Annotated in this window: 13 protein-coding genes; 4 read left to right on the forward strand and 9 right to left on the reverse strand. The window is 67.4% G+C overall.

Annotation, left to right across the window (positions count from 1 at the left end):
* Positions 1-257: 257 nt before the first annotated feature.
* From tsaE to ubiE, 6 genes are all read right to left on the reverse strand, one after another.
* Entirely contained in the window at positions 258-1,787 is a 1,530-nt protein-coding gene (gene tsaE, locus QX124_RS11080) for a tRNA (adenosine(37)-N6)-threonylcarbamoyltransferase complex ATPase subunit type 1 TsaE (RefSeq protein WP_315797168.1), read from the reverse strand.
* Positions 1,784-4,291: a sensor histidine kinase gene (locus QX124_RS11085; protein ID WP_315797169.1), complete on the reverse strand. Its 2,508-nt coding sequence runs from the start codon at positions 4,289-4,291 to the stop codon at positions 1,784-1,786. The genes tsaE and QX124_RS11085 overlap by 4 nt, the downstream gene beginning before the upstream one ends.
* A 189-nt stretch (positions 4,292-4,480) precedes the next feature.
* Positions 4,481-4,939, reverse strand: a complete 459-nt coding sequence (dut, locus tag QX124_RS11090; protein ID WP_315797170.1) for a dUTP diphosphatase — start codon at positions 4,937-4,939, stop codon at positions 4,481-4,483.
* Positions 4,936-6,363, reverse strand: a complete 1,428-nt coding sequence (gene coaBC, locus QX124_RS11095) for a bifunctional phosphopantothenoylcysteine decarboxylase/phosphopantothenate--cysteine ligase CoaBC (RefSeq protein ID WP_315797171.1) — start codon at positions 6,361-6,363, stop codon at positions 4,936-4,938. Before coaBC ends, dut begins: the two co-directional genes overlap by 4 nt.
* Before the next feature lie 210 nt (positions 6,364-6,573).
* Positions 6,574-8,148 (reverse strand): 2-polyprenylphenol 6-hydroxylase, encoded by a 1,575-nt coding sequence (gene ubiB / locus QX124_RS11100; RefSeq protein ID WP_315797172.1) that lies wholly within the window; start codon positions 8,146-8,148, stop codon positions 6,574-6,576.
* Positions 8,145-8,906, reverse strand: a complete 762-nt coding sequence (gene ubiE, locus QX124_RS11105; protein WP_315797173.1) for a bifunctional demethylmenaquinone methyltransferase/2-methoxy-6-polyprenyl-1,4-benzoquinol methylase UbiE — start codon at positions 8,904-8,906, stop codon at positions 8,145-8,147. Before ubiE ends, ubiB begins: the two co-directional genes overlap by 4 nt.
* A 105-nt stretch (positions 8,907-9,011) precedes the next feature.
* Between ubiE and mutM the strand changes: the two genes are divergently transcribed.
* Together mutM and QX124_RS11115 are read left to right on the forward strand one after the other, a co-directional pair.
* Complete coding sequence (mutM, locus tag QX124_RS11110) at positions 9,012-9,893, forward strand: bifunctional DNA-formamidopyrimidine glycosylase/DNA-(apurinic or apyrimidinic site) lyase (protein ID WP_315797174.1); 882 nt, start codon at positions 9,012-9,014, stop codon at positions 9,891-9,893.
* A 77-nt stretch (positions 9,894-9,970) separates the two neighbouring features.
* Positions 9,971-10,456: a cyclic nucleotide-binding domain-containing protein gene (locus QX124_RS11115; RefSeq protein WP_315775824.1), complete on the forward strand. Its 486-nt coding sequence runs from the start codon at positions 9,971-9,973 to the stop codon at positions 10,454-10,456.
* 68 nt (positions 10,457-10,524) lie between these two features.
* Here the strand turns inward: QX124_RS11115 and QX124_RS11120 are convergent, their stop codons facing one another.
* Positions 10,525-11,328 carry a ParA family protein gene (locus QX124_RS11120; RefSeq protein WP_315797175.1) on the reverse strand — a complete coding sequence of 268 codons (804 nt, stop codon included), beginning with the start codon at positions 11,326-11,328 and terminating at the stop codon, positions 10,525-10,527.
* A 451-nt stretch (positions 11,329-11,779) separates the two neighbouring features.
* A complete protein-coding gene (locus QX124_RS11125; RefSeq protein ID WP_315797176.1) occupies positions 11,780-13,138 on the reverse strand; it encodes a peptidoglycan-binding protein in 1,359 nt (452 codons plus the stop codon).
* A 151-nt stretch (positions 13,139-13,289) separates the two neighbouring features.
* Here QX124_RS11125 and QX124_RS11130 point away from each other — a divergent pair, with 151 nt between their 5' ends.
* Positions 13,290-14,096 carry a molybdopterin-synthase adenylyltransferase MoeB gene (locus QX124_RS11130; RefSeq protein ID WP_315797177.1) on the forward strand — a complete coding sequence of 269 codons (807 nt, stop codon included), beginning with the start codon at positions 13,290-13,292 and terminating at the stop codon, positions 14,094-14,096.
* Between the two features lie 285 nt (positions 14,097-14,381).
* Here the strand turns inward: QX124_RS11130 and QX124_RS11135 are convergent, their stop codons facing one another.
* Entirely contained in the window at positions 14,382-15,383 is a 1,002-nt protein-coding gene (locus QX124_RS11135; RefSeq protein ID WP_315735614.1) for a D-glycerate dehydrogenase, read from the reverse strand.
* Between the two features lie 413 nt (positions 15,384-15,796).
* On the opposite strand from QX124_RS11135, the gene QX124_RS11140 reads away from it, so the two are divergent.
* Positions 15,797-16,282 (forward strand): SH3 domain-containing protein, encoded by a 486-nt coding sequence (locus tag QX124_RS11140; RefSeq protein ID WP_409997689.1) that lies wholly within the window; start codon positions 15,797-15,799, stop codon positions 16,280-16,282.
* The last annotated feature ends 83 nt before the right edge of the window (positions 16,283-16,365 follow it).

A 16,365-nucleotide genomic window follows, 5' to 3' on the forward strand; every position in this document is an offset into this window, starting at 1 on the left:
GGAGACAACACAGCAGTGATCGAATAGTGTCAGGGATCAGCCCGGTCCAAAATGTCAGGGATCAACCCGGTCGGTCACCACGGATGCTGAATTTGTTGGTTTACTCGGACCGGCAGCTGACAGCCGCCGGCGGTCATGATTGCCGCTGATGGCGAGAGGTCTGCGCTCGTCACTTTGAGTCTCGCCCGGAGACCCCCACCCCGACCCCTCCCCGCAAGGGGGAGGGGAGCGCACCGTCGGTGCCGTGAGAGGGTGCCTCAAGCTACGCCAGCCGGTGGCGGCACATTCGCCGCGTACCAATCGCGTAGCGGCTCCAGCGCCGCGTGCGCCAGCGCGCGGTGGAGATAGTCCCAGATGCGAGGCTGGTGCTTGAGGTAGTGCGGCTTGCCGTCACGGCGGTTGAGGCGGGCGAAGGTGCCGAGCAGGCGGGTGTTGCGCTGGGCCGACATGATCGCGTAGTGCGTGCCGAATTCGTCGGCGTCGAAGTCCGTCGACGCAGCTTGGCGCGCGGCGATGTAGCGCTCTCGGAGCGCCCGCTCGATCTCCGCCGACACGTCGATCCGGGCGTCCTGCGCCAGGGAGACCACGTCGTAAGCCGGCGGTCCCATCAGCGCGTCCTGGAAGTCGATCACGCCCACGCGGGCGATGCCGTCGCGCGCGGGCAGCCAGAGCAGGTTCGGCGAGTGGTAGTCGCGGATCACCCAGGTCGGCTTAGATGCGAGCGGCGCCTCCAGCAACTCGCGCCATATTTCCAGGAATTCGGCGCGCAGCACCTGCGACAGCTCCACGCCACGGTCGGGCAGGTACCATTCGAGCATCAGGCCGATCTCGATCAGCATAGCGTCGACGTCGAAGGTCGGGACCTTGTAGGTCACCTGCGGTGCCAGCGGCAGCACGGCGGGCACGTCCTGCCCATGCAGCGACGCCAGAACATCGACTGCGGCCTCGTAGCGCTCCACGACCGGCCGTGGCGGGTCGCCCTCGATCACGCCCTCGCGTCCGAGATCCTCGGTGATGAGAAAGCCGTGGCCGAGATCGGCGTCGTTGATCTTCGGCGCCGAGATGCCGCGTCCGCGCAAGGCGGCGGCGATCGCGACGAACGGGCGGACGTCCTCGGCGAGATGCACGGCGCCGCTATAGGGCTTGCCGTTGTAGATCGCCGGGCCGTCGGGCCGCTTCGGCGAGTTCATCAGGATGTAGACGCGCTCGCCCTTGTGGAGCCGCGCATAGGAGCGGGTCGAGGCGTCGCCGGCCATGTGCTCGCGGCGCGATCTGGCGTGCCCGGCCTCGGCGAGGAATTCGCGCAAGGCTTTCAGCCGTGCAACCACCGCGGCCGCCTTGCCGCTGCCGGTGATCTCGGCGCTGCGCGCGGTGTCGCCCTGCGATGGATCGTGGCGCAGCGCGATGTCGACGCGGTCCAGCGGGAGAGTGCCGCCGGCGCGCTCCGGCCATTCGATCAGCACGACGGTCGCCTCCGGCAGCGGCGACAGGCCGATCTCCTCGAGCTCCGATGCATCGCTGATGCGATAGAGATCGGCATGCACCAGCGGGAAGCTCGGCAGGTCGTAGCTCTGCGCCAGAGTGAAGGTCGGACTCGGCACCTCCAGCTCGTCGTCGCCGGCGAGGTACCGGATCATCGCCCGCGCCGCCGCGGTCTTGCCGGCGCCGAGATCGCCGGTGAGCGTGATCAGTGCACCCGGGCCGATCAGCAGCGCGAGATCGGCCATCAGGGCGGCGGTGGCGGTCTCGTCCGCCAGCGCGGTGGTGAATGTCAGCTGGTCCGTCATTCCGCGGCGTTGCGTTGCGCGACGTGGTCGGTCGGGAAGTCACAGGTGACCGTGGTGCCCTTGCCGACCACCGAATCCATCCGCACCCTGCCGCCATGCAGCTCGACGAAGGAGCGCACCAGCGACAGTCCGAGGCCGGCGCCGCGATGGCGCGAGCCCTGCGAATGGCTCTCGAACCATTCGAACACCTTGTCCTTCACCTCGGGCGGAATGCCGGGGCCGGAATCGGTGACCGCGAAGATGACGCTGTGGTCGGTGCGGCGGGCGCTGACGACGACGCTCGAATCCGGCGGCGAGAAGCCGACGGCATTGGCGAGCAGATTGTAGAGCACCTGCACGACGCGGCGCTCGTCGCCGACGAAGGAGCCGACGTCGGGGTCCACCGCGATCGTCAATCGGATGCGATCCGTGGCAAGCCGGTCCTGCACGCCCTCGGCGGCGGCCTCGATCGCCTTGGCGGCGTCGACCGGCCCGAGCTCGAGCTTCATGGCGCCGGCATCGATGGTGGCGAGGTCGAGAATGTTGTTGGTCAGCGCCAGCAGCGCGTTGGTGGATTTGGTGACGTAGTCGAGATACTCGGCCTGCTTCGGCGTCAGCGGCCCGGTCGACGGATCGGACAGGAAATGCGCGAAGCCGATGATCGTCGTCAGCGGCGCGCGCAGCTCGTAGGACACGTGGTGGACGAAGTCGATTTTCATCTGGCCGGCGGCTTCGAGCGCCTCATTGCTCTCGCGCAGCGCTCGCTCGACATTCTCGGTGTCGGTGATGTCCTGGAAGGTCAGCATGGTCGCGCCGTCGGGCAGCGGGCGGCTCATGCAGTCGAGCACGCTGCCGTCCTTGCGCTCGAGCTTCAGCGCAACGTCGAGCCGGTTCTCGATCGACGTGATCGCCTCGCGGATGGTGCGCCAGGCGACCGCGTCGTCGTAGAGCTGATGGCACCAGGATTCCACGGTGTCGATATGCGGATGCTCGCGCAACTGATCCGGCGACAGCCGCCACATCTTGGCGAAGGCCGGATTGAACAGCTCGACCCGGCCGTTCGAGCCGAACACCGCGACGCCCTCGGCAAGGCTGTCGAGGGTCTCGCGCTGGACCCGGATCAAGCCGTCGAAGCGGCGGGCAAGCGCGAAGCTCTCGGTGACGTCGTCGAACAGATAGGTGACGCCGCCTTCCGGGTTCGGCGTGGTGACGACCGACAGCGCGCGGCCGTCGGGCAGGAACCAGGTGTCCTTGGCGGCCTCGACGGCGCGATAGGCCTCGTGCAGCTTGGCCTTCCAGGCCCGGAAGTCGGCCTGCTCGGGCAGCTTGCGCGCGGCGCGCAGACGGTCGAGCACCGACGAGTCGTCCGGCTGGCTGTCCAGGAAGGTGGGATCGAGACCCCACAGCCGGCGATAGGAGTCGTTGTAGAAGGCGAGCCGGCGCTGGCCGTCGAACACGGCTACGCCCGAGGACAACTGATCGAGCGTGCGCCGGTGTGCTTCCCGCATCCGCACCACGGCCGCATCCAGCGCCGCCGCCTCGCTGGCGTCGATGGCGACGCCGGCGCTGCCGTGGCCCAGCATGAAGGCGCGCACGTCATACATGCGGCGCTCGCCGCCGGTCACGATCGGCAGCCGGCCCTCGAAACGGCCGTTGGCGCCGAGTGCGCGCTGCAGGTCGGTACGGTCGGCGGAGTCGAGCAGCTCGATGTTGCGGCTGATCGCGTCCGGCACGTCGCGGGCATCGGCGGCACGGGCATAGGCGGCGTTGACGTAAGCGAGGGCGCCATTGGCCTGCCGTGCCCAGATCGGCCACGGCAGCGCCGATGCCAGCGCGCGCAGCGACTCCGTCTCCTCGCCGAGCGCCTTGAAGCGGAGCTGCGTCTCGGCGAGCTCGCGGCGCAGACCGGACAATTCACGGATGCGCACGATGGCCTGGCCGCCGATGGCGCGGCCCATCGCCTCGATCGCATGGCCGTGCGAGGTGGTGAGATTGAGCATGAAGCCCTCGCCCGCCTCGCGCAGCGCGTCGACGGCGCGGTCGAGCTGCAGCGCGGGCTCCGGCGGCAGCCAGGTTCCGAAGGCGAGAATGCGCTGCGGCTGATCCTGCGGGACCAGCATCGCGGTGTCGCCGGAGATCTGCGGGCGGTGGCCGCCGGCCGGCCAGGCGATCAGGATCTGCGGCTCGGCGAACAGCAGCGCGCGGTAGCGATCGGCCTGCAATTGCAGCTCGGCGATGTCGGCGCGCAGCCGCGCTTCCTTCCGGCCGGCCGCCAGACGCGTGCGCACCAGCGCGACCGCGGCGACGACGGAGAAGCCGAGCAGCGCCAGCATCGCCGTCACCTCGGCGACATCAGGACGGCTCAGCTCGAACAGCGTTGTGATCGCATCCGCCGGCACGCCACCGCCTGCGAAGCCCGGTGTCGCCGGCGCAAGCGCAGTCGCAGCGAGACCCATCAGGCCCTTACGCGCGAGTGACGTGCACGACAGCAGCGTCTGACGCATCACCACGATCACGCCCGACATATTTGCCCCAAACCGCACGAAGTTTCGGGCGGCGCCGATCGCGTCGCCCGCGCCGTCTCACGAATCAATCAACCATAACCGCTTCGGGACTCCAGCGGTAAGAGTCCAGACCGTGAACGATGGTTGCGCCTGAGGAAAATGCGTCCGCCGATCGACTCTTTCGAGTCGGAACAGTGGCAAGCCCGTAGTTCAACGGCCCGTCGAGCCGAAGCCGCCGCTGCCGCGCGCGGTGGTCGGCAAGGTTGTCGCGAGGCTGAGCTCGGCGCGTACCACGGAGGCGATCACCATCTGTGCGACGCGCTCGCCGCGGCGAATCGTAAACGGTTCGTTGCCGTGGTTGATCAGCAGCACGCAGATCTCGCCGCGGTAGTCCGCGTCCACCGTGCCCGGTGCGTTCAGCACCGTGACGCCATGCCGCGCAGCGAGCCCCGAACGCGGCCGCACCTGGGCCTCGTAGCCGTCGGGCAGCGCGATCGACAGTCCCGTCGGCACCATCGCGTGGCTGCCTGACCCAAGGACGAGCGGTGCATCGGCCGGAACCGCGGCGAGCAGATCGAGCCCCGCGGCATGTGCAGTCTGATAGGCCGGCAGCGGCAGGCCCTCGCCATGCGGCAGGATCTGCACGTCGATCGCGATGGTCTGTGTCACGCAATGGGTCCCATGGTTCTGGCGATCTCGGCGACGAGCGCCGTCGCGACCTCGTCCTTGGTCATGATCGGCCAGGACGCGACATGGACGCCATCGGCATCCCTCGTCAAGAGATGCACGGTGTTGCGGTCGCCGCCCATCACGCCGGTCGAAGGCGAGACGTCGTTGGCGACGATCCAGTCGCAGCCCTTGCGCGCGAACTTGGCTTTGGCGTTGTCGATCAGATGTTCCGTCTCGGCGGCGAAGCCGATCACGAGTCCCGGCCGCTTCTCCTTCAGCTTCGAGATCGTGGCGAGGATGTCGGGATTCTCGACCAGCGTCAGCGGCGGGATCGCCTTGTCGGTCTTCTTCAGCTTCTGGCCGCCCTCATTGGCGACGCGCCAGTCGGCCACCGCCGCGGCGAAGATCGCGACGTCGGCGGGCAGCTCGGCTTCGACGGCCTCCAGCATCTGCCGCGCCGACTCGACGTGGGTGACGCTGACGCCCTTGGGGTCGGCAAGCTCCACCGGTCCTGCGATCAGCCGCACGTCGGCGCCGGCGGCCTGCGCGGCGGCGGCGATCGCAAAGCCCTGCTTGCCGGAGGAGCGGTTGGCGATGTAGCGCACCGGGTCGATCGGCTCGTGGGTGGGGCCCGCGGTGATCAGCACGCGGCGGCCGGCGAGCGGGCGCGGCGTCGGCGGCTTGAGCATGGCGACGACGGCGTCCGCAATCTCGGTCGGCTCGGCCATGCGGCCGACACCGGCCTCGCCCTTCTCCGCCATCTCGCCGGCGTTGGGGCCGATCATCTGGACGCCGTCGCGCTGCAAGGTCGCGGCGTTGCGGCGCGTCGCCGGGTTGCTCCACATCATCGGGTTCATCGCCGGCGCCAGCAGGATCGGCCGGCTCGCAGCGAGCAGGATGGCGCTGGCGAGGTCGTCGGCGGCGCCGTGCGCCATCTTCGACATCAGGTCGGCGGTCGCCGGTGCCACCACGATGAGATCGCAGTCGCGCGCGAGCCGGATGTGGCCGACGTCGAACTCGCTGCGCGCGTCGAACAGATCGGTGAAGACACGATCTCCCGACAGCGCCGATGCGGCGAGCTCGGTCACGAATTGCGTCGCCGCCTTGGTCAGCACGCAGCGGACTTGGATGTGGCGCTCCTTCAGCCGCCGGATCAGGTCGAGCGATTTGTAGGCGGCGATGCCGCCGCCGATGATCAGGGTGACGCGGGCCTCGCGCGCCTGGCCGGGCTGGGGGACGAGCGGGGCGGAGAGGTTGGCTGGAGCTGGCGGCGCCATTGGCGGCTCGGACGGATCGACAGGCTCGATCAGCGCGCGCAGGATGACCCGGACTTCCTCCTCGACCGAGCGCCCGTTCTGCGCCGAGCGCAGGCGCAGATAAGTTTTGAGAGAGTCGTCCAGCTTGCGGATGGTCAGGCTCGCCATGACCGCCTCCCCAGCATTGTCGTTGTGAGTGCAATGCTAGCAGAAAATGACAGCAGTGCAATCAAGCCGTAGGGTGGGCAAAGCAGCAGCCGCAGGCGGCAGCGTGCCCACCGTCGATGCGCATGCATCGGTGGGACGGTTGGCACGGCGCCACTGCGATCTCGCACGCGGAAACGGTACGGCTGCGCCTTTGCCCACCCTACATCTTCGTCACAACCTGAGCACCGCGAACAGGATGCCGATGAAGGTCAGCGCGATGACCCACAGCGCGATGGCGCGCCAGCGGCTCTTCTTGCCTTCGGTGCGGCCCATGGCGGCGATGGTTTCGGGCGACAAACGGAGGCCGTCGCGGGTCATGCTCTCCATGTGCTCGAGCACGGCGGCGGCGCGGGCGGCGAGCACCGGCAGGGTGGCGGTCAACCGCACCAGCTCGCCGACGCCGGTGACGGCGCCCTCGATCCGGCCGATCGGCCCGAGATTGCGCTCGATCCATTCGCGCACCACGGGGTCGGCGACCTTCCAGATGTCGAGCTTGGGATCGAAGCCGCGCGCGACGCCCTCGACCACCACCATGGTCTTCTGCAGCAGGATCAGCTCGGGCCGGGTGCGCATGTCGAACAGGCCGGTGACCTCGAGCAGCAGGGTCAGCAGCTTGGCCATCGAGATCTCTTCGGCCGTGCGGTTGTGGATCGGCTCGCCGATGGCGCGGATGGCTTGCGCGAAATTCTCCACCGAATGATGCGGCGGCACGTAGCCGGCCTCGAAATGCACTTCGGCGACGCGGCGATAGTCGCGGGTGATGAAGCCGAGCAGGATCTCGGCCAGGAAGCGCCGCTCCTTCATGCCGAGCCGGCCCATGATGCCGAAATCCACCGCGACCAGCCGTCCCTGCTGGTCCAGGAACAGGTTGCCCGGGTGCATGTCGGCGTGGAAGAAGCCGTCGCGCAGCGCGTGGCGGAGAAAGCTCTGGATCACCTTGCGACCGACGTCGGGCAGATCGACATTCGCCTCCGCGAGCCGGGCGTGATCGTTCAGCGCGATGCCGTCGATCCACTCCATCGTCAGCACGGTGTTGGCGGTGCGATCCCAGTCGACCGTGGGTACGCGGAAGTCCGGATCGTCCTTGATGTTCTCCGCCATCTCGGAGAGCGCAGCGGCCTCCAGGCGAAGGTCCATCTCCATCGCGACCGAGCGCGACATCGTGTTGATGACCTCGACCAGCCGCAGCCGCCGCGCCTCCGACGAATGCGCCTCGGCCTTTTCGGCGACGAAGAAGAAGTCGGACAGGTCGCGGCGGAAGCGCGAGGCGACGTTGGGCCGAAGCACCTTCACCGCGACTGGACGACGAATGCCGTCGCGCTCGACCTCGCCGCGATGCACCTGCGCGATCGAGGCGGCGGCGACCGGAGGACCGAGATGCGTGAACAGCTGGCTGATCGGACGTTCGAGGGCGGTGGCGATGACCGCCTCGGCCTCGGCCTGCGGGAATGGCGGCAGCCGGTCCTGCAGCGATTCGAGATCGCGCGCCATGATGACGCCGACGACATCGGGCCGGGTCGCCAGGAACTGGCCGAGCTTGAGATAGGCCGGGCCCATCCGCTCCAGCGCGCGCGACAATCTTGGTCCGGACTTGGCGCCGGGGCGCTCGACCAGCCGCGCCAGCTTGAGCGCGAGCTGACCCGGCGGCGGCGCCAGGCTCGGATCGACAGCGCCGAACACGCCCTCGCGCGCGAACACGAAGGCGGCCCGGGCGAGCCGCGCAATATGAGTGAGTGCGGAGATCACAAACGCCAGCCGGAATGAAGCGCGACGATGCCGCCGGAGAGAGTCTGCCAGGACACGCGGGAGAAGCCGGCGGCCGAGATCATCTCGGCGAAGGCGCTGGGGCGCGGAAACTGGCGGATCGATTCGACGAGGTAGCGGTAGGACTCGGCATCGCCGGTGACGGCGCGGCCGAGCTGCGGGATCACGTTGAAGGAGAACAGGTCGTAGAGCTTGTCGAGCCCGGGCACCTCGACGGTCGAGAACTCCAGGCACAGGAAGCGGCCGCCATGCTTGAGCACGCGATGGGCTTCTGCGAGCGCCAACTCGATCTGCGGCACGTTGCGGATGCCGAACGCGATCGTATAGGCGTCGAAGGAGCGGTCGGGGAAGGCGAGCTTCTCGGCATTGCCCTCGACGAACGAGACCTTGTCCTCGAGAGCCTGCTTCAGCGCGCGCTGGCGGCCGACCTCGAGCATGTCGCCATTGATGTCGCAGACCGTCGCATGGAAGCCTGCGCCGGCCTTCCTGGCGGCGCGGAAGGAGATGTCGCCGGTGCCGCCGGCGACATCGAGCAGCGCGAACGGCGCATCGCTCTTCGGCGGGTTGAGCGTGTTGATCATGATGTCCTTCCAGACGCGGTGCAGTCCGCCCGACATCAGGTCGTTCATCACGTCATAGCGCGAGGCCACGCTGTGAAACACGTCGTTCACCAGCGTCTGCTTCTCGCCCAGAGGCACATCCCTGAAGCCGAAATGAGTGGTTTGGTCCGGCTGATCCATCACCCTTACTCCGATACAGCACCATAGCGCCGATGCGGCCAAGGCGCTATCACGTCAGCCGGACAAGGTGAATGGTCGCGGATGCAAAAGGTGAAATGAACAGGAATGCCTGAGCTGCCCGAAGTCGAGACCGTCCGGCGCGGGCTGCAGCCGGTCATGGAAGGCGCCGTCATCGTCAAGGCCGAGGCCCGGCGTGGTGACCTGCGGTTTCCGTTCCAGCCCGATTTTGCGAAGCGCCTGCAGGGCCAGACCGTCAGGGGTCTCGGCCGGCGCGCCAAATATCTGCTGGCCGATCTCGGCTCCGGCGACGTGCTCCTGATGCATCTCGGCATGTCCGGCTCGTTCCGGGTGATCAAGCCGGAGCATGAGGAGACGCCCGGCGAGTTTCACACTCCGCGCGGCAAGGACAGCGTGCACGACCATGTCGTGTTTCACATGTCGTCAGGCGCCGACATCGTGTTCAACGATCCGCGCCGCTTCGGCTTCATGAAGATCATCGCGCGCGGCGAGCTCGAGGCCGAGCCGCATCTCAAGGGTCTAGGGCCCGAGCCGCTCGGCAACGAATTCGATGCCGCCATGCTGGCGCGCGCCTGCGCCAACAAGAAGACTAGCCTCAAGGCGGCGCTGCTCGACCAGCGCGTCGTCGCCGGGCTCGGCAACATCTATGTCTGCGAGGCGCTGTTCCGTTCGCATCTGTCGCCGCGGCGTCTGGCCGCGACGCTGGCCACGAAGAAGGGTGAGCCCACCGACCACGCCAGGCGTCTGGTTGAAGCGATCCACACCGTGCTCAACGAGGCCATCAGCGCCGGCGGCTCGTCGCTGCGCGATCACCGCCAGACATCAGGCGAGCTCGGCTATTTCCAGCATTCGTTCCAAGTCTATGACCGCGAAGGCGAGTCGTGCCGGACGGATGGCTGCAGCGGCGTGGTGAAGCGTTTCGTGCAAAACGGACGCTCGACCTTCTGGTGTCCGAAGTGCCAGAAGTGATGTCGCAGCCGACGCGCCGGCACGGCCGGCTGCGCGGGTCCGCTTGTGACGGACGAGGGTGGGCGTATACTGCGGCCATGGCTGTCAGCTCGCCCGATCTGAAAGCATTCCTGCTCGCGACGCCGTTCTTTGGCGGCCTGCCCGACGCGAGCCTCGATCTGCTGGTCTCGATGCTGGTGGAGCGCCGCTTCGACAGGGGCGCCGTGGTCGTCGCCGAAGGCGAGGCGGGCCGCTCGATGTTCGTCGTGCACAGCGGCACGCTGGAGGTGAGCGAGCGCTTGGAGACGGGCATTGCGATCCGCATGTCGTCTCTCGCGCCCGGCGATTTCTTTGGCGAGATGACCTTGCTCGAAATGCAGAACAGGTCGGCCACGGTGGTCGCGGAGACGCCGACCATCTTGTATGAGCTGACGGCACAGAATCTCTACGCGTTCTACAAGGCCGACATCCAGGCCTATGTGATCGTGATGCAAAACATCAATCGCGAGCTGTGCCGCCGACTGCGTCGCGCCGATGCGCGGATCAAGGCGCTGGAGACGGGCGCGCGGTCGTCGGGTTTCTGAACCTCTCCCAGCCTTGCGGGGAGAGGGAGCGCACCGCCCGCGCCGTGAAAGCTCAGAGCAAATTCCAACTACAACCCAGCCTTCCAGTTGATGCCGCTGTCGGCCCAGGTCGGATAGGCCCGCGCCACCGGCACCTTGGCCTCCTCGACCTGCGGCGTCAGCATGATCGGGAATTCGACCTCAGCGTGCTCGCTCGCGTCCTTCAGCTCGCCCGCGTCGTGCATGACGTGGTCGCCGGCGAGCTTGCCCGCGGTCCAGCGCCACAGGCTGCGAATCTCCTGCGCCGACTTGCCGGCCGCGTCGAACTCGCTGACGCCGAGACCGGCGGCGAGCGCGTCCTGGTGGTCGTTGCGCATCATGATGAAGGGTTGCGCCAGCACCTCGGCGATGTCGCGCGGCGCGTCGGCGTCGAGTGCGGTCGTCGCGTCGGTGATGCGGTGGCCGCTGCGGATCGGGGCCTGGTTGAGCACGAAGGCGAACGGCTTGCGCCAGGCTTTGACGACGCTGAGCGTCGGCGCGGTGGCCTCGATGTCGGCGACGCTCGGACGCGCCGGGATCAGGCACAGGTCGCAGTGGCGGATCGCGGCGGTCGTGGACGCCGTAATGCCGGCCCCGGTGTCGATCACGCAGAGGGTGACGCCATCGCGCTCCAGCGCTTCGAGCCGCGGCTCGATCGTCTTGGCATCGTAGACGGCTTCGACGATCGGCTCGCCCGCGGCGCGGCGCGCCTGCCATTTCGTGAGCGTGCCCTGACGGTCGGTTTCGATCACGCGCACCTTGTGGCCGGCCTGCTGGGCCGCCACGGCCAGACCAATCGCCAGCGTGCTCTTGCCGCTGCCGCCCTTCTGCGTGGCCAAAACGATCGTGTACATCGGGAGACAGTCCTTCGGATGTTGACGGAACTTATGAGAACGCCAAAGCTGAGTGCATCGCGATCGCGGTGCAGAGCTATTCTCGCTCAGGACAGTCCCGGCCCGATCCAACTCATGAAGAGCGATCGCGGTGGTCCGAATCAGCACGCCGACAAAACTGTTCGAACCATCTCACGCTCGGCCTGTGCCTGCACAGACCGGTTGACTACGGCGGGAGCCGTTCCGAGTTGATAGCAAGGTGCTAGGAAGTTGAGTGGCAGCGAGCCGCGGGCAAGCGATCGGCATCGCCGAGCATCATCCCATGCAGTCGCGATGCTGCACGTCCGATCCCCGCCGGCCGCCGTTGGGCCCTTAATTTTTTCTAAAACGACATGCTTAACATTGCGTAAACGCTGCCGCGCCGCAGTGCGCAGCGGCATGATCGCGATGCCGAACCGGTTTGGCGCAGGCTTTACTTCCGCACGCAGATCACGCGCACCGTCGCCGCCTTGGCGTCGAGCGAGGTTCCGTCGGGCTTGACGCCCTGCGCCGTGAGAAAGGCGCGCGTCGCCTCGGCGTTGACCATCACGACTTGCGTGGACGGGATGAGCGCCGTGCCGGCCATGATTCCTGGCTTGAGCAGGGTGACGCCGGCGAACTTGCCGTCGCCGTCGAGCGCCGCCGCGCCGGAGAAGCCGACGCCCGGCGCCGGAGCCAGCGAGGCGTCCCCCGCGCCGTTGGCGGCGAGCTGGGCCTTGACGGTGCTGATCGCGGCACCGCCGCCCTGGCTCTGCGGATCGGCGATGCCGACGATGTCGACCGACGATTTCGCATGGCCGCCCGACAGCGCCAGCGGCTTCAGGCCGCGCGCGCCGTAGATGCGCAGTAGCGCGAGCCCGCGCTCCTTGTCCTCGGCGACGCGCTCGGCATGGCCGAAGCCGGGAACGGTGATCGCGACGCAGCTGTCGGTGACCTCGCGATCGGCGATGATGGCGCCGTCCTGGCTCGCGATGATGCCGGTGCCGTAATCGACGCTGCGCCGTGGCGCGGGCTGCGCGGCCAATGTCGACGGAAACGCGGTGAACGCGCTCGACATCGCGATCACCACCGGGTCGACCGTGTTCTCGGTGGCCTGATCGTAGAGGATGGTCAGGATACGCACCTCGTCGCCCCGAAAGGTGCCGCGAATGTAGAACTTCTTCAGGTTCTGTAGCCCGGACAGCACGAAGAAGTCGGGCTTCACCACACTGTAATCGACGGTGCGGCCGGGCTCCTTCTTCTCGCGGTCGGCGAGCGTCGCGGTAACCGGGTTGGCCTCCTTGCGGCGTGACAGCGCCACCTGCACGGTGCCGGTGGGCGAGGTCCATTTCGAGCCGGTGCCGTCGCTGGTCTGTTGCGGCACCAGCTTGGTGGGAATGCCGAGCCGTGCGCCGCTGACCGGTTCGGTCACGAGCTTCCAGCCGACGCCTTCCTGCTTGCGGCGCGCGGTGTCGGCGAGGACGGCGCGCTCCTGCGGGTTCAACACGCCAGTCGGCTTGCCGCCGGCGAGCTTCTGGTACTCCTTGATCGCGTTGACCATGCGCTCGCTGACGTCACCGGTGATCGCGCCATTGTACTGGCCGACCCAGGCGAGATCGGATTGCAGCGCGAGCCGCTCGGCCTGGCTCATCGCATTGGCGGTGTCGGCGGGAGCCTGCACGCCCGGGCGCACCGGCTGGGTCGCGACGGGCTTGGGCTTGGCGCCCGGCAACGCGCCCTGCGGCGTCTGTGCCTGCGCCGATGCGCACGCGGCGATGGCGCAGATGAAGGTTGCCGAGGCCAGCCGTCTCATGACAAATCCCGATGCTCTTGCCGCTGACATAAATAAGCACATCTGCTTGGTCGGTCACAATCCGGCGAGGGTTCAGTGCGGAGATCCGCCGTCTTCGCTACGGGCCGACAATGGGCTGACAGCGGTGCGGCAGCGGAAGGACGGTGCAACGATGCTGAGCGACGAAGAACTGGAGCGCTATGCCCGTCACATCGTGCTGCGCGACGTCGGCGGTCCCGGTCAGGCGGCGCTGAAGCGCGCCGCGGTGCTGGTGATCGGCGCAGGCGGCCTCGGCGCACCGGCGCTGATGTATCTCGCCGCTGCCGGCGTCGGCACGATAGGCGTGGTCGACGATGACGTGGTGTCGCTGTCGAATTTGCAGCGCCAGGTCATCCATGCGACCCCCGACATCGGCAGACCCAAAGTCGAGAGCGCCGCCGAGCGCATCAACGCGCTCAATCCGCATGTGAGCGTCATGGCGCATCGGAGCTGGCTCAATGCCGACAACGCCCTCGATCTGATCGGCGCTTATGATCTCGTGCTCGACGGCTCCGACAATTTCGACACCCGCTATCTTGTCTCCGATGCCTGCTTCCTGGCCGAGAAGCCGCTGATCACCGGCGCGCTCGGCACCTTCGATGCGTCGCTGACGACGATCCGGGCGCACGAGCGGAACGAAAAGGGCCAGTTTAATCCGACCTATCGCTGCCTGTTCCCCGAGCCGCCGCCGCCCGGCACGGTGCCCGCCTGCGCCGAGGCTGGCGTGATGGGGGCGCTCGCCGGCATGCTGGGGTCGATGATGGCCCTGGAGGCGATCCGCGAGATCGTCGGCTTCGGCGAGGGCCTGGTCGGCCGGTTGCTGATGCTGGACGCGCGGACGATGCGCTTCGAGACCCTGCGCTATGGCCGCGATCCGACGAATCCGCTGAACGGGGATGGGCCGGTGATTGCGGATTTGGGTGCGCATCAGAAGCCGTAATGCGGTGAGAACCGCGCCAAGTCCTCCGTTGTCGTCCCGGACAAGCCCGGCGACGCGAGAGCGTCGGCGGGCGCCGATCCGGAACCCATAGCCACCGCATTCGGTGATATGCGCGGAACGTGCGGCCTGCCTGTTTCAGATATCACGCGGTATGGGTCCCCGCGTTCGCGGGGACGACACATGTGATGAGGTGCCGGGCTTGACACCCACTCCGCTGCCGTCGTGGACAAGGTGCAGCGCGATCGCGTCGGGGACACCGACTAAGAGGCTGGCGGATCGATCGGCCTACAACATGCTCGGCAGCACGCGGTCCGGCGGGCGGTGGTTGTCGAGGAAGGTCTTGATGTTGATGATGACCTTCTCGCCCATCTCGACGCGGCCCTCGATGGTGGCCGAGCCCATGTGCGGCAGCAGCGTCACCTTGCCGGCCTTGGCGAGGCGGACCAGGCGCGGATTGACCGCGGGCTCGTGCTCGAACACGTCGAGACCGGCGCCGGCGATGTCGCCGGCCTCGATCTGCCGCGTCAGCGTCTCCTCGTCGATCACCTCGCCGCGCGCGGTGTTGACGATGTAGGCGTCCTTGCGGATCAGCTTCAGCCGACGCGCCGATAAGAGATGGAACGTCGCCGGCGTGTGCGGGCAGTTGACCGAGATGATGTCCATCCGCGCCAGCATCTGGTCGAGGCTTTCCCAGTAGGTGGCGCCGAGCTCGTCGGCGATCACGGGAGCGACCGGGCGGCGGTTGTGATAGTGGATCTGCAGGCCGAAGGCGCGGGCGCGCCGTGCCACGGCCTGGCCGATGCGGCCCATGCCGATGATGCCCAAGCGCTTGCCGCCGATGCGGTGGCCGAGCATCCAGGTCGGCGACCAGCCCGCCCAGTTCTTGCCCTCGGTCAGGATCGAGGCGCCCTCGATCAGCCGCCGCGGCACCGCGAGGATCAGCGCCATGGTCATGTCGGCGGTGTCCTCGGTGAGGACCTTCGGCGTGTTGGTGACGGTGATGCCGCGCGCCACCGCCGCCGCAACGTCGATATTGTCGACGCCGTTGCCGAAGTTGGCGATCATGCGCAGCTTGCAATCGGGCTGATTGAGAATGTCGGCGCTGATGTGGTCGGTGACGGTCGGAACCAGCACCTCGGCGGTGCGCACGGCGTCGGCGAGCTGTTCCTGGCTCAACGGCTCGTCGTCGAGATTGAGCCTGGCGTCGAACAGCTCGCGCATGCGGGTCTCGACCGAGTCCGGCAGCTTGCGTGTCACCACGACGAGGGGCTTTTTCCTACCTGACATGTGCTGCTCTCATGAGATCCTTCAGACCTCATTAACCGGGTTCGCCGAAACTACCGTCGTCGCCTGAGAGCGGCGCTTCCCTGGACTGGTCGTGTCGGATCTCGCAGGTGGGCCGATCCGTTCCTGACAGGGCTTCGCGAGCGATTCTCAGGCGCTTCCTGGCCGCTTGTGTTCGGTCCTGTCTAGCAGAAGGCCGGGCCAAGACAAGAAGCCAACGGCGGGTCGGGACTGGCGCTTTCGGCAAGCCCTCTCTGTGCACGAAGGGGGGCAGCCGGGCAGTTCGATGGGGATCGGGCGAAGGATCGCAACGCAATCCGCTTTGATCGGAGCGCGCGTCGGTCCTTTCGAGGGAGAGTGAGTTGAGTAATTTGACGTTGTGGCGTTTCGGTGCAGTCGTGGTGCTGCTGGTCTGTCTGTTCGACGTTGCCGTCGGCAGAGGGGGCGTTGCGGCGAAGGACTCCGTTCTCACCACCAGCGGCCTGCCGGTGCCGCGCTATGTCAGCCTGAAGTCGGATCATGTGAACGTTCGCGCCGGTCCGACCAAGGACAACGACGTGGCCTGGGTCTATACGCGCTCCGGCCTGCCGGTCGAGATCACCGCGGAATATGAGAACTGGCGCCGCGTGCGCGATTCCGAGGGCTCGGAGGGGTGGGTCTATCATTCGTTGCTGTCGGGGCGCCGCACGGCGGTGGTCACGATGAAGAACAAGGACGATCTCGCCCCGATCTATGAGAGCGCCGACGCGGCGAGCGCGGTCACGGCGCGGCTGCAGGCCGGCGTCGTCGCGCAGGTGAAGAAATGCGGCAATGGCTGGTGCCGCGTGCTCGGCAATGGTTTCGAAGGCTGGATCCAGCAGCAGCGGCTGTGGGGCGTCTACGCCGACGAACAGGTCAATTGAAGGCCCAGGTCAGCGCAATGCGCCGACCTCCATCCTGACGCGCTCCCGACACAAAAATGCCCGCAGCGGGTACGGGCATGATG

The organism is Bradyrhizobium sp. SZCCHNRI3043 (assembly GCF_032377735.1).
GTDB lineage: Bacteria > Pseudomonadota > Alphaproteobacteria > Rhizobiales > Xanthobacteraceae > Bradyrhizobium.